We start from the raw sequence: 21,134 nt of genomic DNA, 5'->3' as shown, positions 1-21,134 counted from the left end.
GGCCGCACCGCGTCGGGCGCCCGCACCGCGCCCGGTCCGCTGGCCGCGGCGGACGAACTCAACCGCCGGCTCGGCGCCACCCGCACCGAGGCGGCCGCCAACCCGCAACTGGAGGCGCTCGCCCTCGCGGTGACGGCCAACCAGCCCGTCCTGCTCTGGGGCGAGCCCGGCATCGGCAAGTCGGCCGGTCTCACCCAGCTGGCCGCCGGGCTCGGCCTGCCGCTGGAGACCGTCATCGCCAGCGTGCACGAGCCCTCCGACTTCGCCGGACTGCCGATCGTCGGCGACGACCCGGCGGTCACCGGCGTGCCGATGGCGCCGCCGGACTGGGCGGTGCGCCTGGCCGAGTCCGGGCAGGGCCTGCTGTTCTTCGACGAGCTGTCCTCGGCGCCGCCCGCCGTCCAGGCCGCGCTGCTGCGGGTGGTGCTGGAGCGCCGGGTGGGCAGTCTGGAGCTGCCCGAGGCGGTCCGGATCGTGGCCGCCGCCAACCCGCCGTCCAGCGCCGCCGACGGCTGGCACCTCAGCCCGCCGCTGGCCAACCGCTTCGTCCACCTGCACTGGACCCACGACCCGCGGACGGTCGCCCGCGGCCTGGCCGGCACCTGGCCCGAGGTCACCGTGCCGGTGGTCGAGGCGTCCCGGGTGCCCGGCGCGGTGGCCCGCGCCCGCGGCGCGGTCTCCGGCTTCCTCACCGCCCGGCCCGGCCTGGTCCACCACCTGCCCGCCGACGCGGAGAGCCGCGGCCGCTCCTGGCCGTCCCCGCGCACCTGGGAGATGGCGCTGCGGCTGCTCGCCACCGGCTGGGCGACCGGGGCCGGCCGCGAGGCGCTGGCCGCCGCGCTGACCGGCGCGGTCGGCGACGGGGCCGGCATCGAACTGCTCTCCTACCTGGAGCACCTCGACCTGCCCGACCCGGACCGGGTGCTCGCCGACCCGGACGCGTTCGCCCTGCCCGACCGCGGCGACCGCCAACTCGCCTTCCTCATCGCAGTGGTGGCCGCCATCCAGAGCGACCTGACCCGGCCGCGCTGGGAGGCCGGCTGGGTCGTGCTGGCCAAGGCCGTGGACGCCGGCGTCCCCGACGTGGCCGCCCGGGCCGCGGCCGACCTCGCCGCCATGCGCCGCCTCGACTGGACCGTCCCGGCGGGCATCGACGCCTTCCTGGACCTGCTGCAGCTGTCCGGGGCGCTGCCCGGCGGCCGATGACACCCGCCGCCGCTCCCGGCCCGGACGCACCGGAGCAGCCTCCGGCGGCCCGTACCGCGCTGGACCGCACCAAGCTGCTCGCCGCCCGGTTCCGGGCCGCGAGCGACCGGCCCTACCTCGCGGCGGCGCTGTACGCCCTGGCCGTCGTCGAGTCCGCCGACGTCCCCACCATGGGCGTCGACCGGCACTGGCGCTGCTACGTCTCCCCCGACTTCGTCGCCGCCACCCCGGTGCCCGAACTCGCGGGCGTCTGGGTGCACGAGGTGGCCCACCTGCTGCGCGACCACCACGGCCGCGCCGACCGGCTGCCCGCCGCCGAGCAGCGGGACCGGGACCGGGTCAACGTCGCCCAGGACTGCGAGATCAACGACGACCTGCTGGCCGACGGACTGCGGCTGCCCGCCGGACGGATGGAACCCAAGCTCTTCGGCCTGCCCGAGGGGCAGCTCTTCGAGACGTACCTGCCGCTGCTGCCGCCCGAAGTGCGCTGCCCCGACTGCGGCTCGGGCGCGACCGGGCGACCCGCGCCCTGGGAGCTGCCCAGCGGCACCGGGCCCGCCCGGCTCGGCGACGTCGAGGCGCAGGCGCTGCGCCGGCAGACCGCCGACGCGATGCGCGCCCACCAGCGCAGCCGCGGCAGCCTGCCGGCCGGCTGGCAGCGCTGGGCCGAGGAGATCCTCGAACCCACCGTGGACTGGCGCCGGGCGCTGTCCGGCGCGGTCCGGGAGGCGGCCGCCTGGGCGGCCGGCGCCGTCGACTACACCTACCGCCGCCCGTCCCGCCGGACCCCGGCGCTGCGCGGCGTGGTCCTGCCCAGCCTCCGGCGTCCGCTGCCCCGGGTGGCGGTGGTCATCGACACCTCGGGCTCCATGGGAGACGGCGAACTCGCCGCCGCCCTCGGCGAGGTGACCGGCGTCCTGCGGGAGGTCGGGGTCCGCGGCAACCGGGTGACGGTGCTGGCCTGCGACGCCGATGTGCACGCGGTCAGCCGGGTGACCGCCACCGAGCAGATCACCCTCGGCGGTGGCGGCGGCACCGACATGCGGGTCGGCATCGACGCCGCGATGGCCGCCCCCGAACGGCCGGGCATCGTCATCGTCCTCACCGACGGACTGACCCCCTGGCCGGACGAACTCCCCGGCTGCCGCCTGGTCGCCGCCCTCATCGGCCAGGACGCGCCAGCGCCACCCTCCTGGGTCGAGACGGTCCGCATTCCCCTCGAAACGTGAGATCACGTGAACCCAGGGGCGCGGGGAAATGCGCGACCGGCCATCGCTCTACCTGAGTGAATGGCTGGGCGCGCAGTTCCTCGCGCCCCTGGGTTCACGTTCACTTCAACGGGAAGTCAGATCGCTGCCGCAGCGCAGGTTCCAGCGGCCGGCGCGGCCCGAGAGCTCGGTGAGCGACAGCGGTCGGACGTCCAGGCGCCAGAAGAGCGCCGGGGGCAGGGCGAGGGCCCGGACGACCGCGGCGCGGACGACGGCGGGTTCGGCGACGGCGACGAGGCGGCCGGTGGTGTCGGGGAGGCCGTCGAGCCAGGCGCCGACGCGGTCGAGGAGGGCGGTGACCGACTCGCCGCCGTGCGGTGCGGCGCCGGGGTCGGCGAGCCAGGCGGTGACGGCGGCCGGGTCCTCGGCGGCGACCTCGTCGAGGCGGCGGCCGCGCCAGGCGCCGGTGTCCAGGTCGGCGAGACGCGGGTCGGACTGCGGGGTGAGGCCGAGCAGTTCGGCGCTCTCCAGGCAGCGCGGGGACGGCGCGGCCAGGCACGGTACAGCGGTGGGCAGCGCGCCTGCCGCGGCGCGCGCCGCCGTACGGCCGGCCTCGTCCAGCGGACCGTCGGCGCCGAACCGCGCCTCGCGCAGTTCCGCCCCGGCCGCCGGTGCGATCAACATCACGCGCGCCGTCACCAGTCCTCCTCCGATGCCCCGGGGCGCGGGATCGAGCGCACCCGTACTGTTCCCGGGACCGACGCCCGCGCCGGTCACCGCGCCGTGCGCCCCTGTGGCGCCCCTTGGCCGGAACTCCGCGACACGGTACTGTCTCCGCGACAACTGAAACGACGGTGCGTGGAAGCCGGTGGAAGTCCGGCACGGTCGCGCCACTGTGAAATCCGGGACCTGACGCCTCGTCGGGGCCCGGACGAGTCAGACCCGCCCCCGTCGTCCGTGCTCCATCGAACGGGACGCGTGTTCCCAAAGGAGGTCAGGCCGTGGCTCACCCCATCGCCCCCGCCACCGCTCCGGCTATCGCCCCCATCTCCCTCAAGGCGATCGCCCCGTGGGCGGTCTTCTTCGGCATCCTGCTGATGGCCCTCATCTACTTCGTCGGCGCCGAGCAGGGCGCCACCGCCCTGATCTCCGGTGAGAACGTGCACGAGTGGGTGCACGACGGCCGCCACCTGCTCGGCTTCCCCTGCCACTGATCCGAGGGGAAACCGAAGCTCCGTGAACTCAGCAACCGTCAGAGGCCTGCTCGTCCGCGGCATGCTGGCCGGCCTCGGCGCCGGCCTGCTCGCCCTGGTCGTCGCCTACTTCCTCGGTGAGCCGCGCGTCGACGCGGCCATCGCCTACGAGGACGCCCACACCACCGAGCACGGCATGGAGATCGTCAGCCGGTCCCTGCAGTCCACCGCAGGCCTGGCCACCGGCGTTCTCGTGTACGGCGTCTCGCTGGGCGGCATCGCCGCCCTCGCGTACTGCTTCGCGCTCGGCCGGGTGGGCCGGTTCAGCCCCCGGGCCACCGCCCTGCTGCTCTCCGGGGTGGCGCTCGTCGCGGTCTACCTGGTGCCGTTCCTCAAGTACCCGGCCAACCCGCCGTCCATCGGCGACCCCGAGACCATCGGCAAGCGCACCACGCTGTACTTCCTGATGATGGCGCTCAGCGTGCTGCTGGCGATCGCCGCGGTGATCGTCGGCAAGCGCCTGGCCCCCCGGCTGGGCAACTGGAACGCCACCGTCGTCTCCGTCGTGGGCTTCGGCGTGCTCGTCGCCCTCGCGTACGTGTTCCTCCCGGCCGTCAACGAGGTCCCGGAGGACTTCTCCGCCACGCTGCTCTGGCAGTTCCGCGTCGCGGCGCTCGCCATCCAGCTGACCCTGTGGGCCTCCTTCGGACTGCTCTTCGGCCACCTCGCCGAGCGGCAGCTCAACCCGAAGCCGGCCGCCGTCACCGCCGGTACGGACGCCCCGGCGGCCGCACCCGTGCACTGACGGCACCCGCACCACCCGAAGGCCGGTCCGAACGGCGCGCCAGCGCCGCCCGGGTCGGCCTTCGGCGCGTCCGCCGGACCCTAGGCCCCGCCGCGCGGCTTGGCGCGGACGTGCATCCGCTCGCCCTGGGCGCCGAACAGGCTGAGGATCTCCACCGGCGCCTCACCGGTGGAGCCGAACCAGTGCGGGACGCGGGTGTCGAACTCGGCGGCCTCGCCCGTCTTCAGGATCACGTCGTGGTCGGCGAGGACCAGGCGCAGCCGGCCGCTCAGGACGTACAGCCACTCGTAGCCCTCGTGGCCGCGCAGCTCGGGTGTGCTGCGCGAGGCGCCCATCACCATCTTGAACGCCTGTAGCCCGCCCGGGTGCTGGGTGAGCGGGACGATGGTCGAGCCGTGGCGTTTGAGGGGCTTGAGGCGGACCCGGGGATCGCCGACCGGGGGTGCGCCGACCAGTTCGTCCAGCGGCACCTGGTGGACGCGGGCGAGCGGCAGCAGCAGTTCCAGGGTGGGGCGGCGCTCGCCGGACTCGAGCCGGGACAGGGTGCTGACCGAGATGCCGGTGGACTCGGCGAGCGCGCTCAGTGTGACGCCGCGCTGCTTGCGCAGTGTCCGCAGCCGCGGCCCGACCGAGGACAGCACCTCGGCGTCGTCGTTTGCCATAACGGCAACAGTACTTTGCCGATGCCCCCGCCCGGCCGCACCGTGGGCACAGATCCGACACGGGAAGGGAGACCGACGGTGCGAAGCGGGTACGAGGGGGTGGCCGATGTCTGAGACCACGGCCGAGGCGGCGCGGACGACGGCGGCGCAGGACGGGCCGAGCGGCTCGCGGTGGGCGCTGGCCGGACTGGCGCTGTCGATGCTGCTGTCCTCGCTGGGCACCAGCATCGCCAATGTGGCGCTGCCGACGCTGGCGCGGGCGTTCTCGGCATCCTTCCAGGAGGTCCAGTGGATCGTCCTGGCCTATCTGCTGGCCGTCACCACGCTGGTGGTGGGAGCGGGCCGGCTCGGCGACCTGATCGGCCGTCGGCGGCTGCTGCTGGGCGGGCTGCTGGTGTTCACGGCGGCGTCGGCGCTGTGCGGGCTGGCGCCCGGCCTCGGCACGCTGGTGGCCGCCCGGGCGGTGCAGGGTCTCGGCGCCGCGGTGATGACGGCGCTCACGCTGGCGTTCGTCGGGGACACGGTGCCCCGGGAGCGGATCGGCCGTGCGATGGGGCTGCTGGGCACCGTGTCGGCGATCGGCACCGCGCTCGGGCCGTCGCTCGGCGGCGTGCTGATCACCGGATTCGGCTGGCGGGCGGTCTTCCTGGCCGCCGTACCGCTGGGCGCGCTGACGCTGCTGCTGGCGCACCGTCACCTGCCCGCCGACCGGCCGGCCGCGGCGGGCGGACGGGCCCGGTTCGACCTGCGCGGTACGGCGCTGCTGGCGCTGACCCTCGGCGCGTACGCGCTCGCGCTGACGCTCGGCCGGGGCCGGTTCGGCCCGCTCAACGCGGCGCTGCTGGTGGCGGCGGGCCTCGGCGTCGCGCTGTTCGCCCGGGTGGAGGCGCGGACGGCCGCTCCGCTGGTGCGGGTGGGGATGTTCCGCGACCCGGCGCTCGGCGCGGGCCTGGTGATGAGCGCCCTGGTGTCGACGGTGATGATGGCCACCCTGGTGGTCGGCCCGTTCCACCTCTCCCGCGCGCTGGGGCTGGCCCCGGCGGCGGTGGGGCTGGCGATGTCGGCAGGACCGCTGGTCAGTGCCCTGAGCGGGGTGCCGGCCGGGCGGCTGGTGGACCGGCTGGGGGCGGGCCGGACGACCGTGCTCGGGCTGTGCGTCAACGCGGCGGGCTGCGCGGCGCTGGCCGTCCTGCCGGCCCGGTTCGGCGTCGCCGGGTACGTCGGCCCGCTGGTCGCGGTCACCGCCGGGTACGCGCTGTTCCAGGCCGCCAACAACACCGCCGTGCTGGCGGACGTGGAGGCGGAGCACCGGGGCGTGGTGTCGGGGCTGCTCAACCTCTCGCGCAACCTCGGCCTGGTGACCGGCACCTCGGCAATGGGTGCGGTGTTCGCGCTCGCCTCGGCGACGAGCGACGTCACCGCGGCGTCCCCGGCGGCGGTGGCCACCGGCACCCGCACCACCTTCGCCGTGGCGGCCGTCCTCGGCCTGCTGGCCCTCGCCGCCGCCCGCCTCCCGGCCCGGGCGGCACGCCGGACGGCGTAGCCGGGGCCGGGCGGCGGGGGCTCGCAGCCGGCAGGCTCAGAACGCGGAGTGCGCGAACCAGGTCGCCAGCAGCTCCGGGTCGCCGGCGAGCCGGAACGCGTCGGCGCTGCGGTCCAGGCGGCCGTAGAGGAGCAGCAGCAGGTCCGCGGCCGCACCGCCGACCTCGGCGTCGGCCTCCTCCCCCGAGCTGTCCGATTCCAGGGCGAAGCCGTCGGGGCGGAGGCGGACCAGGAAGCTCTCCTCGCCGTCGGTGCAGCGGAAGCGGACACTCCGGTCCTCGGCCCGCAGGTTGACGGTGTCGGGGGCGAAGAGGGCGGCGTACGGCAGGTTGACCAGGAACTCGTCGATGCCGTCGACGGCGAGGGCCCGGTCGATCCCGGCGGGCCGGCCGAGGGCGAGTTCGGCGTCGACCCGGTGGATCAGCGTCTCGAAGAGCATCCGGCGGACCCAGAAGCGGGCGTGCTGGTCGGCGCCCCACGCCCACATCGGCGCGTCCGGGTCGAGGCCGGCGATCACCCCGGCGGCGTGCTCGGCGCTCGCGGCGAGCCACCCGGGGTAGCCGTCGACGGTGTCGGGCAGCTGGAGGTCGACCTCGCGGGTGCGCGGCGGCTCCTGGACGAGTCGGCTCAGCAGGACGGAGAACCAGCGGTGGACGCTGCCGGCGTGCCGGACCAGGTCGGTGAGCGTCCAGTCGGGGCAGGTCGGCACGGGGGTGGACGGGTCGGCGTCCACGACCGCGTCGACGAAGCGGGCGCTCTCGCGGGCGACGGCCGCGGCGTGGTCGACGGGGGCGGTGGTGGTCATCGTGCGGTGGCTCCTGTGGGTGGGGGGCAGGTGGGGGCGGGTACGGGGTCTCAGCCGAGGGGCTTGTCGAGGACGGCCTTGGTGTGGCTGAAGGTGTCGAGCGAGTACTCGCCGTGGTAGCGGCCCATGCCGCTCTCCCCCACGCCGCCGAACGGCAGCTCGGGGACGGCGAGGTGGGAGACCGGCAGTCCGAAGGTGAGGGCGCCGGAGGAGGTCTCCTCGGTGAGCCGCCGCTTGGTCTGCTCGGACTCGGTGAAGGCGTACAGCGCGAGCGGCTTGTCGCGCTCGTTGACGAAGGCGATGGCCGCGTCGAGGTCGGGGACGGCGACGATGGGCAGCACCGGTCCGAAGATCTCCTCGCGCATCACCGGGGCGTCCGGCGCGACGTCGGCGAGGACGGTGGGGGCCAGGTAGCGGCTGGCCCGGTCGTGCTGCCCTCCGATCACCGTGCGTCCGTCGCCGAGCAGGGCGGTGAGCCGGTCGAAGTGGCGCTCGTTGACGATCCGTCCGTACTCGGGGTGGGTGGCCGGGTCCTGCCCGTACAGCGCCTCGACCGCGTCGGCGAGGTGGCGTTCCAGGGCGGCGGCGGTGTCGCCGACGGCCAGCACGTAGTCGGGGGCGACGCAGGTCTGGCCGGCGTTGAGGAACTTGCCGCGGGCCAGGCGCTCCGCGGTGACCGCGAGGTCGACGCCGGGTTCGACCACCACCGGGCTCTTGCCGCCGAGTTCGAGGGTGACCGGGGTGAGGTGGCGGGCGGCGGCGGCCATCACGATCCGTCCGACGGCGCCGTTGCCGGTGTAGAAGATGTGGTCGAAGCGCTGCTCCAGCAGGGCGGTGGTCTCGGGGACGCCGCCCTCGACAACGGCGACCGCGTCCCGGTCGAGGTAGTGCGGCACCAGTTCGGCGAGTGCGGCGGAGGTGGCGGGGGCGAGTTCGCTGGGCTTGACCAGGGCGGCGTTGCCGGCGGCGAGGGCGCCGACCAGGGGTGCGAGGGCGAGCTGGAGCGGGTAGTTCCAGGGCGCGATGATCAGCACCACGCCGAGCGGGTCGCGGACCACCCGGGCCTCGGCGGGCCGGAAGTTCTCCGGGACGGCCGCGGGCCGGGGGCGCAGCCACTCCTCGAGGTGGGCCACGGTGTGGTCGAGCTCGTTGAGGGTGAAGGCGATCTCGGTGCGGTACGCCTCCCGGGCGCCCTTGCCGAGGTCGCTGTGGAGGGCGGTGAGCAGGGCCTCGGTGCGGTCGGTGAGCAGCGAGCGGAGCGCGGCGAGCTGGGCGAGGCGCCAGGCGAGCGGCTTGGTACGGCCGGTCGCGAAGGCGGCGCGCAGCCGGGCGGCCACGGCGGCCGGGGCCACGGCGGCGGGGGCCGTGGCGGTCCCGGGCTCCCCGGCGGGCGGGTTGCTGGGGGTGGTGCTCATGACGCGCTCCGTGATCCTTGAGGTCATCAACTATTACCCGACGGTAGGACCAGATGGTTGAGTATGTCAACCATTCTCGACTACCCTCGCCCCATGACCACCGCGCCGCCGCCCCCGACGCCCGTCCAGCTGATGGACGGCCTCGCCCGTGCGGCCGCCGCCTACTACCGGCACTTCGCCGAGGTGGCGGCCGAGCAGGGTCTGACCCTCATGCAGGGCAAGGTACTCAGCCTGCTGCGGCGGCCGATGCCGATGCGCACCCTGGCCGAACTGCTCGCCTGCGACGCCTCCAACGTCACCGGCATCACCGACCGCCTGGAGGCCCGCGGCCTGGTCCGGCGCGCGGTCGACCAGACCGACCGGCGGGTGAAGAACGTCCTGCTGACCGAGGAGGGGGAGCGCACCGTCGCCCTGATCCGCGCCGAGCTGATGTCCGGCCTCACCACCCTCGGCCAGCTGGACGAGGACGAGCGCCGCACCCTGCACGACCTGCTCGGCCGGGTCTTCCCGCAGGCCTGACCACCACCCCGGCTCCGGACACGGCACCGCCCCCGCCCCGGACACAGTGACCGGGACGGGGGCGGAGACGTGCCGAGGGGCTGCGGGCGGCTCAGCTCAGCGGGCGGCAGAGCAGGGCGTCCGGGACGCCGTAGTGGAGCCACTTCCAGGTGTACGCGACCCCGGCGAGGTACTCGTTGTCGGCGCACTGGCCCTTGTAGTAGCCCGGCGCCCAGTCGCTGCCGGTGGAGCCGCCGGTGGCGGGCCGGTTGTCGCCGTGGTCGAACCACACGTTGCGGCCGGTCAGCGGCAGCGCCGCCGAGGACGGCGCGCACAGCAGGGCGGACATCGCGTTGGAGTGCACGCTGTAGCCGACGGCGTACGTGTTGTCCGGGCACTGCAGCTTGTTGTAGCCGCTCGCCCAGTCGCCGTGGGTGACGTACCGCTCGTCGGTGACGGTGACCCAGCCGGCCGTGGAGGTCGCGGGCTGGTTCGCGTCGGTGCACAGGCCGCGGCTGTCGCTGCGGCCGAGGCCGACCAGCCGCTGGCCGTCGATGCAGGTGCCCTTGCGGTTGCCGCTGCTCCAGTCGCCGTGGGCGAGCATGGTGGCGGAGACGTTCTGGTCGCCGAAGTCGAGGTCGAGCATGTTCCAGCGGGTGGCCCTGGCGACCTGGCCGGTCCTGCCGGCGGCGTTCACCAGCTTGTTCCAGTCGGTGGCCCGCCAGTCGCCGGGGTCGTTGACGCCCGTCCTGCGGCCGGTGGCGTCGTAGGAGAGCAGCGCCCAGTTGTCCTGCGGGTTGCCCGCGCTGTCGGTCCAGCCGATCGCCGGCCACTGGGCGAAGTCGGTGTCGTTCTTCACCAGGATGTCGGTGAAGGCGTCCAGCCAGGCCTTCTCCTTGGTGTCGGTCGAGCCGCGCCCGGCCGCGCCGAACTCGCTGACCCACACCGGCGCGGTGAAGTGCTGGCCGGACTGGGTGACGAACAGCGCCTCGTCGTCGACCACCTGGGCGAGCTGGTCGGGAGTGAAGTCCTCGTAGCGCGGGTCGCTGGTGGAACCGGGGCCGCTGCCCGCACCGGTGTTGGCCGGCCCGGTGTAGGCGTAGAAGTGCGCGGCGTAGACCAGCTTGTCCGACCTGATCAGGGAGTTGGAGAGGTTGCGGACCGGGGTGAGCATCGGCCGGCCGTGGCTGAACAGGGCGGACGGGATGCCCTGCCAGTTGATCCCCTCCATGACGACCAGCATGTCGGGGTCGGCCTGGAGGATCCTGTTGCCGGCCTCCTCGAAGGCGGCGTACTCGTCGTGCGCGTCGCCCGTGCCCCAGTTGGGGTCGTCCCAGGTGTCGCGGCGGACCTCGTTGCGCAGGTCGGCGCCGACCACCCGCTTGTTGGCCCGGTACCGGTTCACCATGAACAGCCAGTCGTCCTCCCACGCCTGCGTGGACTGGCCGCTGTTCCAGCGCTCGTTGCCGTCCAGGCCGCAGCAGAACCGGTAGCTGGTGGTGTGGTTGTTGAGGATCACCGCGAAGCCGTCGGCGGTCAGGGCGGCGATGACGGCGTCGAAGACCTGCAGCGGCGTTCGACCCTTCAGCTGCGGGTTGGCGGCGACGGCGGAGTCCGGGACGGGGGCGGTGTCGTGGATCAGCGCGTTGGCGAACGGCAGCCGGACGCTGTTCAGGCCCACCGCGTGGAAGTCGGCCATGATCTGAGCCAGCGGCACCCGGTCCAGGCCGAGCGGGATGTTGTGCGAGACCTGTCCGGCCTGGTTGTTCGCCGGATCGTCGGCGCTCCCGCTGCCCTCCCAGGTCCCCTGGGATCCGGCCCAGTTGGCCGCCTTGAGCTTGAAGCGGTCGCCGTTCGCGTCCACGATGTACCGGCCCCGGGTGGACAGCGGCCCCGTCCACGACGCGGCCAACTGCGGCCCGGTCAGCGGCGTCACGGCCGCTGCGGCGGCCTGCGGAGCCGCGCCGGCGGCGGGGACGGCGCCCAGCACCAGCAGTGCTGCGGCGAGGAGCACGGCGGGCAACCGCCGGGCGGGACTGCTGGTTCCGGCGGTTCCGGTCGTACGCATCGAGGTGCCTCCAGGAGGGTGGGGTGGAGGTGGTGCGGCCGGACCGGCGGTCCGGGCTCAAGGTGCTCGGGGTGCTCGGGGTGCGCAGGGTGCAAGGTACCGGCGAATAAATAACTTCGTCCAGTATTGATTCGCCGCACCGTCACCTCTACTGTCGTGCCGCCGGCCTCTGCACGTTGCTCCCCCTTCCCGAACCACAAGGAACCACCCGTGGACTCACGCCGCGTCCTGGTCGTCGGCATCGACGGCGTCCGCCTCGACCTGCTGCCACTGCTGGACACCCCCCACCTCGACGAACTCGCCAAGACCGGCTTCCTCGCGCCGGTCGAGATCGACGACGCCACCCCGACCATGTCCGGCCCCTGCTGGGCCACCGTCGTCACCGGTGTCTCCGTCGCCAAGCACGGGGTGTGGGGCAACCGCTTCGACGGCCACCGCCTCGACCTGTTCCCGGACTTCACCACCCGGCTGGCCGCCGAGCACCGGCTGAAGACCTTCGCGGTCGGCGGCTGGGAGCCGATGTTCCTGGCCCGCCAGGGCGGACCGCTGTTCGCCGCGCCCAGCCGCCTGTCCTACCTCGCGGCGGCCGCGGACACCACGGAGGCCTGGGAGGAGTGCGACGAGCAGGTGACCGCCGAAGCCGTCCGGATCCTCGGCTCCGGCGAGCTGCTGCACGCCTCCTTCGTCTACCTCGGCGCGGTCGACGAGACCGGCCACCTCCTCGGCTGCGGCCCCGCGTACCACCGGGCCGTGGAGACGGCGGACCGCCGGCTCGGCCGGATCCTGACAGCCGTCCGGGACCGCGCCTGCGCCGACACCGAGGAGTGGACGGTCATCGTCGTCACCGACCACGGCCACCGCGACGAGGGCGGCCACGGCGGCCGCAGCCCCCAGGAGCGCACCGCCTGGATCGCCGCCGCCGGCCCCGGCATCGCGCCCGGCACCACCCCGGAGAACCTCCGCCACGCCGACGTCGCCGCGACCGTCTACCGGGCGCTCGGCATCACCCCCGACCCGCACTGGACCCTCGACGGGACCCCGTTCGCCTGATCCCGCACCACTGCCGACCGCCGGGCACGTCGATGCCCGGCGGTCGGCGCCGTTTCGGCGTGTCACCGTCCGCCCCGCCTGCCACTCTTGACGGAGTACAGGCAATCCTGTCACCGTAGTACCGGCATGGGATCCGGACTCGGAGCACCGGATCGAACAGGTTCACCCACCGCAGCACCCCGCGGCCCACACCGGGCCACCGGGGTGCTGCGGTGTTCGTATGCGCCGTCAATATCACGTGTGGTCACGTCATTTGAGTGACCGTAACGAGCGTATTGCGGATCGGGCCGACCGTACCGGAGTACTTGACGCCTCGATGAACTAGGCGTTTCCTGTGATCCGCAGCGTTCGATTGCGCTGGTTTTTGAGCGGTTGTGTTGCACTCTCCGGTCCTACCCGAACCCCAGGAGCACCCATGCACACTCCTCGTCACCGACTCGCCCCCGTGGCCGCACTCGGCCTGACCGCCGTCCTCGGCCTGACCGCCTGCTCGACCGGGCAGACCGCCTCCGCGTCGGGCGACGGCGACGTCAAGAAGGTCGACGGCAAGATCTCCCTGACGTACCTGCAGAAGCAGGGTGACCAGGAGTACTTCGTCGGCGAGGCCGCCGGCGCCAAGGCCAAGGCCGCCGAACTCGGCATCGACCTGAAGGTCGTGAACCTCGGCAACGACGCCAACAAGACCGTCAGCGAGGTCCAGTCCGCGATCGCGCAGAAGAGCAACGGCCTGATCGTGGTGGTGCCCGATCCGGCCGTCGGACCGCAGGTCGTCCAGGCCGCCCGGGACGCCAAGGTCGCCCTGCTCACGTCCGACGACCAGATCTGCACCACCGGCCCGGACCCGGCCGCCTGCGCCAAGTCCGACCTGGTGCCCCGGATCGGCTTCTCCGGCGAGCAGATGGGCGGCGAGGTCGGCAAGCGCGCCGCCGAGGAGTTCAAGAAGGCCGCCTGGAACCCGGCCGAGACCCGCACCATCTCCGCCTGGAAGCAGGACGTCACGGTCTGCGGCGACCGGGTCAAGGCCGCCAAGGCCGCCTTCGCCGCCGGTTCCGGCGCCGCCGTCCAGAACATCGACGTCGCCACCGACAACACCCCCACCGGCGCCCAGGACAAGGTGGCCGCGACCATCACCGCCAACCCGGGCGTCAAGCACTGGGTGGTCTGGGGCTGCAACGACGAGAACGTCCAGGGCGCCGTCACCGCCCTGCAGAACGCGGGCGTCGGCCCCGACGACATCGACGGGGTCGGCCTCGGCGCCTACCTCGCCTGCAAGGACTGGAAGTCCGGCAAGCCCTCCGGTATGAAGGCCGCCCTGTTCATCAACGGCAAGGACGTCGGCGCCCTCGCCGTCCAGACGGCCTACGACCGGCTGAAGAACGGCAAGGCGTTCCCCGCCGAGGCCTTCGCCCCCACCAAGATGGTCGACGCGGCCACCTGGCAGGCCGCCGGCGTCAACTGCAGCTGACGCCCGCCTCCCCCGCCGCGTACTCCCGCCCGTACCGCCCCACTGGGAGGCCCCGTTGACCACACCCGAACCCCCGCCCGCCACCGCACTCGGCCTGACCGCCGAGCACGTCTCCAAGAGCTTCGGCTCGGTCCAGGCGCTCCACGGGGTCACCCTCACCTTCCCGCCCGGCCGGGTCACCGCCCTGATGGGCGAGAACGGCGCCGGCAAGTCCACCCTGCTGCGCATCCTCACCGGCGACCACCGCCCCACCCGGGGTCGCGTGCTGCTCGACGGCCGGGAACTGCACCTCACCTCGCCGATCGACGCCCGCCGGGCCGGCATCCGGATCATCCCGCAGGAACCCGAGATCATCCCGCACGTCTCGGTCGCCGAGAACGTCTACGCCGGCTCCCTCCCCCGCCGCGCCGGACGCCGCCTGGACCGCGCCGAACTGCACCGCCGGATCACCGCCGACCTGTCGCGGCTCGGCTTCGACCGGGTCCTCGACCCCGACCGGCTCGGCTCCCGACTCACCGCCGCCCAGCGCCAGTTGGTCGAGATCCTGCGCGCCCTGACCGGCGAGACCCCGCCCCGGGTGATCGCCTTCGACGAGCCGACGTCCTCGCTCTCCGAGCACGAGACCGAGGCTCTGTTCGAGCTGATCGGCCGCCTGCGCGACCTGGGCATCGCCATCGTCTACGTCTCGCACCGGATGAAGGAGATCTTCCACCTCGCCGACCGCATCGCCGTCCTGCGCGACGGCGCCCTGGTCGGCGAGGTCGACGCCACCCGGACCACCGAGAGCGAGCTGGTCCGGCTCATGGTCGGCCGCGACCTGGCGGGCCTGTTCGTCCGTCAGCACGTCGCCACCGAACGGGTCGTACTGGACGTCCGGCACCTCACCACCGACGCCGTCCGGGACGTCAGCCTCACCGTCCGGGCCGGCGAGGTCGTCGCCCTCGCCGGGCTGATCGGCGCCGGACGCTCCGAACTCGCCCTCGCCCTCGCCGGCGACCTGCCGATCCGCTCCGGCACGGTCACCCTCAACGGGCGGCCGCTGAAGGCCCGCAGCCCGCGCGACGCCATCGAGGCGGGCATCGGCCTGGCCCCCGAGGAGCGCAAGGCGCAGGCCCTCCTGCTGCACCGGACGATCCGCGACAACACCACCCTGGTCAGCCAGCGCCGGCTGCGCCGTTGGCGCTTCGTCAGCCGCGCCCGGGAGCGCGCACTGGCCCAGGAGTACGCGGACCGCCTCCGGGTGCGCGCACCCTCGATCGAGGCCGAGGTCCGCACCCTGTCCGGCGGCAACCAGCAGAAGGTCGTCCTGGCCCGCTGGCTGGCCCGCCGCCCCGAGCTGCTGATCCTGGACGAGCCCACCCGCGGCGTCGACATCGGCGCCAAGGCCGAGATCTACCAGATCATCGCCGACCTCGCCCGGGAGGGCACCGCCGTCCTCGTCATCTCGTCCGAACTCCCCGAGGTCCTCGGCCTCGCCGACCGCGTCGTCGTCCTCCAGAACGGCCGGATCACCGGCGAACTCGACCGCGCCGACGCCACCGAGGAGGCCGTCCTCGCCCTCGCCATGGCCGACGACCTGGCCCCCGCCACTGCCGCGACCACCGCCACCCAGGACGCGACCACCACCTCCCCCGACGCGACCACCACCGACACCCCGAGCGGAGCGAACCGTTGAGCGCGACCGAAGCCCCCTCCGCCCCCCGTCCCAAGGACCGGCCCGAGCCCGAACGCAGGCCGGCCGGCCTGCGCACCCTGGTCGCCTCCGTCGGCGGGCAGAACCTCAGCCTGATCGCCGCCCTCGCCGTCGTCGTCGTGCTCTTCGGGTCGCTGAACCCCAACTTCCTCAGCTGGGACAACATCCAGGTCATCGGCGAAGCCGCCACCATCGCCGGCCTGCTCGCCGTCGTCCAGACCGTCGTCATCATCTGCGGAGCCCTGGACATCTCCGTCGGCTCCCAGGCCGGGCTCGCCTCCGTGGTGAGCGCCATGGTCTTCACCTCGACCGGCTCCAGCGCACCCCTGGGCATCGGCGCCGCCCTCCTCGCCGGCGCTGCCGTCGGGCTGCTGAACGGCGCCGTCATCATCCACGGCCGCGTCAACCCCACCATCGCCACCCTGGCCGGCCTCGCCGCCTACAAGGGCCTCGCCCAACTCGTCTCCGGCGGACGCGCCCAGGGCTTCGTCCTGAACGACCCCGTCTTCGTCTTCCTCAGCCGCGGGAAGATCGCCGGACTGCCCACCATGATCTGGATCCTGGTCCTGGTCGCCGCCGCCGTCCACGTGCTGCTCACCTACACCGACATCGGCCGCAACATCTACGCCCTCGGCGGCAACGACACCGCCGCCCGGCTCGCCGGCATCAACCTCAACAAGTACCTGATCTCCGCCTACGCCCTCACCGGCACCGTCGCCGCCCTCGCCGGCGTCCTGCTCACCGCCCGCACCGGCTCCGGCCAGCCCGTCTCCGGCAGCGAGGGCCTGGAACTCCAGTCCATCACCGCCGCGGCGCTCGGCGGCTGCGCCCTCAAGGGCGGCAAGGGCACCATCGGCGGCACCCTGCTCGCCGTCGCCCTGCTCGGCGCCCTCCAGAACGGCCTCACCGTCCAGGGCATCAACAGCTTCTGGCAGAACGTCGCCCAGGGCCTGCTCCTGGTCGCCGCCGTCGTCATCCAGCAGCGCCGCAATCGCGAACGCGCCATCGGCCTGCCCGCCTGACCCGCCCACCCGAAAGCACCCACGGACTCCCGACCGGCTCGGCGCACCACCCACCCACCCTGCACCCCGTCCCTCTCGGAGTACTCTCATGTCTTCTCCAGGTACGGCACGCCGCGCAATCCGCCGGACCGTCACCGCGACGGTCACCGCACTCGCCCTGCTCACCGGAGGCGGCGCGCTCGCCGCACTCACCGCCGTGGGCCTCGACGTGGCCACCGCCCCACCGGCGGCGGCCGTCGAGAACACCCTCGCCCGGACCCCGCAGATGGGGTTCAACAACTGGAACTCCACGCACTGCCGCGCCGAGTTCAACGAGGCGATGGTCAAGGGCATCGCCGACATCTTCGTCTCCCAGGGCCTCAAGGACGCCGGCTACACCTACGTCAACCTCGACGACTGCTGGGCGCTGCCCAACCGGGACGCCGCGGGCAACCTGGTGCCCGACCCGGTCCGCTTCCCGAACGGCATCAAGGCCGTCGCCGACTACGTCCACGCCAAGGGGCTGAAGTTCGGCCTCTACTCCAGCGCCGGCACCAAGACCTGCGACACCCTCGGCTTCCCCGGCGGCCTCGGCCACGAGCAGCAGGACGCCAACCTGTGGGCGTCCTGGGGCGTCGACTACCTCAAGTACGACAACTGCAACAACACCGGCGCCGACGCCCAGCAGCGCTACAAGGCCATGGGCGACGCGCTCAGGAACACCGGCCGCCCCATCCTGTACAGCATCTGCGAATGGGGCGAGAACCAGCCCTGGACCTGGGCCGCCGGGGTCGGCAACTCCTGGCGCACCACCGGCGACATCTCCGACTCCTGGTCCAGCATGATCGGCATCGCGCACGCCGACCAGAACCTCGCCCCGTACGCCTCCCCCGGCGCCTGGAACGACCCCGACATGCTGGAGGTCGGCAACGGCGGCATGACCGACACCGAATACCGCACCCACTTCAGCCTCTGGTCCGAGCTGGCCGCCCCGCTCCTCATCGGCAGCGACCTGCGCACCGCGAGCGCCGCCACCCTGGCGATCCTGAAGAACACCGACGTCATCGCCGTCGACCAGGACCCGCTCGGCGTCCAGGGCACCGTCCTGTCCAACACCGGCGGCCTGGTCGTGATGAGCAAGCCGCTCGCCGACGGCTCCCGCGCCGTCACCCTCACCAACGAGACCACCGCCGCGAAGACCGTCAGCACCACCGCGACCGCGGCCGGCATCGGCGGCGCGCCCTCGTACACGCTCAAGGACCTGTGGTCCAAGGCCACGACCACCACCACCGGTGCCATCAGCGCCACCGTCCCGGCCCACGGCACCGTCATGTACCGGGTCACCCCGAGCACCCCGATCTCGCTCCCGGCCGGCCTCCACCGGCTCGGCGACCTCGCCTGGACCTCCGCCACCAACGGCTGGGGCCCGGTCGAGCGCAACCACAGCAACGGCGAGACCGGCTCCGGCGACGGCCGCACCCTGACCATCGGCGGCACCGCGTACGCCTCCGGCCTCGGCGTCCACGCCGCCTCCGACGTCCGCTACCACCTCGGCGGCACCTGCAAGAGGCTCACCGTCGACGTCGGCGTCGACGACGAGGCCGGGAACAACGGCTCGGTCGACTTCCGGATCTACCGCGACGCCACCCTGGTCGCCGACAGCGGCGTCCGCCGCGGCACCGACGGGCCCGCACACCTGAGCGCCGACCTCACCGGCGGCAGCGACCTGCGCCTGGTCGTCACCGACGCCGGCGACGGCAACTCCTACGACCACGCCGACTGGGCCGACGCCAAGGTCGCCTGCGGCAACGGCCCCGCCACCGGCTCCCACGCCCTCGGCGACCTCGCCTGGACCACCGTGACCAACGGCTGGGGCCCGGTCGAGCACGACCGGAGCAACGGCGAGGCCGCCGCCGGCGACGGGCAGCCGCTCACCATCGCGGGCACCGTCTACCCCAAGGGGCTCGGCGCCCACGCCGCGTCCGCCATCACCTACTACCTCGGCGGCACCTGCACCACCCTCACCACCGACGTGGGCGTCGACGACGAGTCCGGCAGCCGGGGCTCGGTGGTCTTCCGGATCCTCGCCGACGGCACCGCGGTCGCCGACAGCGGCACGGTCACCGGCTCCGGCGGCGCCGTCCACCTCACCGCACCGCTCACCGGCGCCTACGAGCTGACCCTCCAGGTCACCGACGCCGGCGACGGCAACACTTCCGACCACGCCGACTGGTCCGCCCCCACCCTCACCTGCGCCTGACCCCCGACCCCTCGAACCCCCCGGCCGGCCCGCTCCCCCACGCGGACCGGCCGGGGCTCCGACATTCCGACGCGTCCGTCAGACCCGGTCGGCGGCGATCAGGACGTACTGGAAGGAGCCGTCCTTGTAGGAGGAGATGAACGCCTCCTCGATGCCGGTGACCAGGGACGAGGTGGCGCGCAGCTCCCAGTACGGCAGGGTGGCCGGGGTCAGGTCGATGACGGCCTGCGGGACCAGGCGGTTGTCGGCCATCGCGCGCAGGTACTCGCGGCGGGAGTGGATGTTGCACTCGAAGTGCGCGTTGATCTGGGACACCCACTTCGACGGCTGACCGTACTTGGGGTTCCAGCAACCGGTGATGGTCACGTAACGGCCGCCGACCTCCAGGATCCGGGAGTGCTCGGCGAACAGGTCGTCCAGGTCGACGTACATGCTGGACTCGTTGTTCCAGGACGCCGCCACCGAACCGGTCTCGAACGGCATCTTCAGCATGTTGCAGACCTGGGCGCGCACCGAGGCGTCGATGCCCAGCTCCCGGGCGCGTCGGTTGCCGAACTCGGCCTGCTTGGCGGAGAGCGTCACGCCCTCGACCCGGGCGCCGAAGCGCTGGTGGGCCATCACCATCGAGCCGCCGCGGCCGCAACCGGCGTCCACCAGGGTCTGCCCGGCGGTGATCGCGCCGAGGTTGTCCAGCAGCACGTCGGTCTGGGCGGACTCCAGGCGGTGCAGCTCGGCGATGACCTTCTTCTCGCGCTCGCTGTCCTCCGGGTCGCCCACGGCGGCCTCGTCGATCTCGCCGATGCCGTAGTGGTGGTGGTAGAGGCCGTCGACATCGCCGAGGCGCAGATTGACCGGCCGGGCCTCGGTGTCCCAGTACCGGGCGATGTCGCCCTGGTAGGGGGTGGCCGGGCCGGGGATCGCGGCGCGGCCGGCCGGGGCGGAAATGTCGGTCAAAGACATGGTGGTCAGCTCCTTGTTACCAGAAATCGGGCAGGCTGTAGCGGTAGGTATTGGTCTGGTGCCAGTAGTGGTTGCCGTCCACCCAGGCGGCGACGCCGCGCAGGAAGCGCACCACGCTCGGTGCGGGGACGGCGGCGGCCAGGGCGGCCGCCTCGGACTCGAAGGCGCGCATCAGGTCGTTGTGGACCTGGACCGCCTTCAGGTACCCCTCCCGGTCGGTGCGGTCCTCGCGCTTGGCGATGACCACCGGCAGGTTGAGGTGCAGTCCCGGACTGGCGAGTTCCTTGGTGTACGAGTAGAGGTCGTTGACGATCGTCGTGGCGTTGGACGCGAGCGCGATGACCCGCTGCATGGCAGGCATGGCGTGCACGTCCGCGGGCAGCTCGTAGCCGTCGACGGTGTCGGTGATGGTCGGGCAGGGACGGAAGTTGTTGAACTGGCGCATCGCCAGGTACTCCCACACCTCGGGCACGTGGTCGGTCTCCGCCCACGCCGCCTCGGCCAGGTAGCCCAGGTGCAGGCGGGCCATGTCGTGCCGGAAGCGGTCTGCCTGAGCGGGGGTGGCCGCGCGCACGAAGTACTCCATCGCGGAGCGGTACGCCCGGCGGGGGGCGTCGGCCTGCAGCGACTCCTCCCAGTGCGGCTGGTACTCCGGGGTGGTGTGCAGCGGGTCGAGCGCGGTGTGCGCCAGCAGCAGCCGGCTGCCCAGGCCGACCGGCGAACCGCCGTGGTCCTCGCAGTAGCAGTCGTCGAGCGCGTTCTCGGCGGCCATCAGCCGGGTGGCGACCATCAGGTGGTCGACGGTCGGCGCCTCGGGGTGGCACGCCACCATGTAGCGGCCCAGCGAGAAGCCGTCGAACTGGTCCTCCCACTCGGGCGGGTACAGCTCGACCTCGTCCAGCGCCCACGCCTTGATCCGGCGGCTGATCTCCTCGACCCGGACGGGATCGGGCTCCGCGACGGGGTGGTGGTACAGGCCCGGGATGGGGTCGCCCGTCCTCGGCGCCCCCTCGCGCGGGGGGTCGAGCCGGGTGTCGTGCGGTGTGTCGCCGATGCCGGTCTGCGGCAGCAGCTGCGGCTCCGGGGCCACCAGGGACGCCAGGTGCAGCCCGGACGTGCCGAGCCCGCTGGGGCCGCGCAGGACCTGCTCGACGGCCGTCGGGTTCATGACCGCACCGCCGGGGTGGAACGGGTGCGCCGGCGCTGCGATGCCTGCGGTCGGGTGTCCACGGGCATGGGAGGGCCTCCCCTCTCTCATAGGGTTGCGACTCATGGCTGATCTCATGACGGATCGTCACATCGT

General features: G+C 73.3%; 16 protein-coding genes and 3 pseudogenes. 12 read left to right on the top strand and 7 right to left on the bottom strand.

The window, feature by feature from the left end:
• The first annotated feature begins 39 nt into the window (after window positions 1-39).
• Both FHR36_RS34565 and FHR36_RS34560 read left to right on the top strand, forming a co-directional pair.
• Window positions 40-1,206, top strand: coding sequence for a sigma 54-interacting transcriptional regulator (locus FHR36_RS34565; protein ID WP_253804145.1), 1,167 nt, complete (start codon window positions 40-42; stop codon window positions 1,204-1,206).
• Window positions 1,203-2,435, top strand: coding sequence for a vWA domain-containing protein (locus tag FHR36_RS34560; RefSeq protein ID WP_253803847.1), 1,233 nt, complete (start codon window positions 1,203-1,205; stop codon window positions 2,433-2,435). The genes FHR36_RS34565 and FHR36_RS34560 overlap by 4 nt, the downstream gene beginning before the upstream one ends.
• A gap of 105 nt (window positions 2,436-2,540) precedes the next feature.
• Here FHR36_RS34560 and FHR36_RS34555 read toward each other — a convergent pair whose 3' ends face one another.
• Entirely contained in the window at window positions 2,541-3,113 is a 573-nt protein-coding gene (locus tag FHR36_RS34555) for a histidine phosphatase family protein (protein ID WP_253803845.1), read from the bottom strand.
• A 302-nt stretch (window positions 3,114-3,415) separates the two neighbouring features.
• On the opposite strand from FHR36_RS34555, the gene FHR36_RS34550 reads away from it, so the two are divergent.
• A complete protein-coding gene (locus tag FHR36_RS34550; RefSeq protein WP_253803843.1) occupies window positions 3,416-3,628 on the top strand; it encodes a CbtB domain-containing protein in 213 nt (70 codons plus the stop codon).
• Window positions 3,629-3,650: 22 nt separating this feature from the next.
• Window positions 3,651-4,412, top strand: a complete 762-nt coding sequence (locus FHR36_RS34545; protein WP_253803841.1) for a CbtA family protein — start codon at window positions 3,651-3,653, stop codon at window positions 4,410-4,412.
• An 80-nt stretch (window positions 4,413-4,492) separates the two neighbouring features.
• Here the strand turns inward: FHR36_RS34545 and FHR36_RS34540 are convergent, their stop codons facing one another.
• Window positions 4,493-5,074 (bottom strand): helix-turn-helix domain-containing protein, encoded by a 582-nt coding sequence (locus tag FHR36_RS34540; protein WP_253803839.1) that lies wholly within the window; start codon window positions 5,072-5,074, stop codon window positions 4,493-4,495.
• Between the two features lie 106 nt (window positions 5,075-5,180).
• Between FHR36_RS34540 and FHR36_RS34535 the strand changes: the two genes are divergently transcribed.
• The gene (locus FHR36_RS34535; RefSeq protein WP_253803837.1) at window positions 5,181-6,617 is read left to right on the top strand and encodes an MFS transporter; all 1,437 of its coding nucleotides are present in this window, start codon (window positions 5,181-5,183) and stop codon (window positions 6,615-6,617) included.
• A 36-nt stretch (window positions 6,618-6,653) separates the two neighbouring features.
• Here FHR36_RS34535 and FHR36_RS34530 read toward each other — a convergent pair whose 3' ends face one another.
• Together FHR36_RS34530 and FHR36_RS34525 are read right to left on the bottom strand one after the other, a co-directional pair.
• Entirely contained in the window at window positions 6,654-7,421 is a 768-nt protein-coding gene (locus FHR36_RS34530) for a maleylpyruvate isomerase family mycothiol-dependent enzyme (RefSeq protein ID WP_253803835.1), read from the bottom strand.
• Between the two features lie 50 nt (window positions 7,422-7,471).
• The gene (locus FHR36_RS34525) at window positions 7,472-8,836 is read right to left on the bottom strand and encodes an aldehyde dehydrogenase family protein (RefSeq protein ID WP_253803833.1); all 1,365 of its coding nucleotides are present in this window, start codon (window positions 8,834-8,836) and stop codon (window positions 7,472-7,474) included.
• Between the two features lie 93 nt (window positions 8,837-8,929).
• On the opposite strand from FHR36_RS34525, the gene FHR36_RS34520 reads away from it, so the two are divergent.
• Entirely contained in the window at window positions 8,930-9,355 is a 426-nt protein-coding gene (locus FHR36_RS34520) for a MarR family winged helix-turn-helix transcriptional regulator (protein ID WP_253803831.1), read from the top strand.
• 91 nt (window positions 9,356-9,446) lie between these two features.
• Here the strand turns inward: FHR36_RS34520 and FHR36_RS34515 are convergent, their stop codons facing one another.
• Window positions 9,447-11,402 (bottom strand): glycoside hydrolase family 5 protein, encoded by a 1,956-nt coding sequence (locus tag FHR36_RS34515; RefSeq protein ID WP_253803829.1) that lies wholly within the window; start codon window positions 11,400-11,402, stop codon window positions 9,447-9,449.
• A gap of 210 nt (window positions 11,403-11,612) precedes the next feature.
• Between FHR36_RS34515 and FHR36_RS34510 the strand changes: the two genes are divergently transcribed.
• The 6 genes and pseudogenes from FHR36_RS34510 to FHR36_RS40410 all read left to right on the top strand — a co-directional run.
• Window positions 11,613-12,452: an alkaline phosphatase family protein gene (locus FHR36_RS34510; protein WP_308199716.1), complete on the top strand. Its 840-nt coding sequence runs from the start codon at window positions 11,613-11,615 to the stop codon at window positions 12,450-12,452.
• Window positions 12,453-12,867: 415 nt separating this feature from the next.
• Complete coding sequence (locus FHR36_RS34505) at window positions 12,868-13,917, top strand: substrate-binding domain-containing protein (RefSeq protein ID WP_253803828.1); 1,050 nt, start codon at window positions 12,868-12,870, stop codon at window positions 13,915-13,917.
• A gap of 55 nt (window positions 13,918-13,972) precedes the next feature.
• Window positions 13,973-15,592, top strand: a complete 1,620-nt coding sequence (locus FHR36_RS34500; RefSeq protein ID WP_301331040.1) for a sugar ABC transporter ATP-binding protein — start codon at window positions 13,973-13,975, stop codon at window positions 15,590-15,592.
• On the top strand, window positions 15,589-16,632 hold the full coding sequence (locus tag FHR36_RS34495; protein WP_253804142.1) for an ABC transporter permease: 1,044 nt from the start codon (window positions 15,589-15,591) through the stop codon (window positions 16,630-16,632). The genes FHR36_RS34500 and FHR36_RS34495 overlap by 4 nt, the downstream gene beginning before the upstream one ends.
• An 88-nt stretch (window positions 16,633-16,720) precedes the next feature.
• Window positions 16,721-18,415, top strand: a pseudogene (locus FHR36_RS34490) (NPCBM/NEW2 domain-containing protein); the annotation flags it as partial.
• A 36-nt stretch (window positions 18,416-18,451) separates the two neighbouring features.
• Window positions 18,452-18,871 (top strand): annotated as a pseudogene (locus FHR36_RS40410) (NPCBM/NEW2 domain-containing protein); the annotation flags it as partial.
• A gap of 78 nt (window positions 18,872-18,949) precedes the next feature.
• On the opposite strand, the gene FHR36_RS34485 reads toward FHR36_RS40410, so the two are convergent.
• Window positions 18,950-19,831: a geranyl diphosphate 2-C-methyltransferase gene (locus FHR36_RS34485; protein WP_253803824.1), complete on the bottom strand. Its 882-nt coding sequence runs from the start codon at window positions 19,829-19,831 to the stop codon at window positions 18,950-18,952.
• A gap of 16 nt (window positions 19,832-19,847) precedes the next feature.
• Window positions 19,848-21,035 (bottom strand): annotated as a pseudogene (locus FHR36_RS34480) (family 2 encapsulin nanocompartment cargo protein terpene cyclase); the annotation flags it as partial.
• Window positions 21,036-21,134 lie beyond the last annotated feature (99 nt).

Source organism: Kitasatospora cinereorecta (assembly GCF_024172095.1).
In the GTDB taxonomy this organism is placed as follows: Bacteria; Actinomycetota; Actinomycetes; order Streptomycetales; family Streptomycetaceae; genus Kitasatospora; species Kitasatospora cinereorecta.
This window is presented reverse-complemented; position numbering and strand designations above follow the sequence as displayed.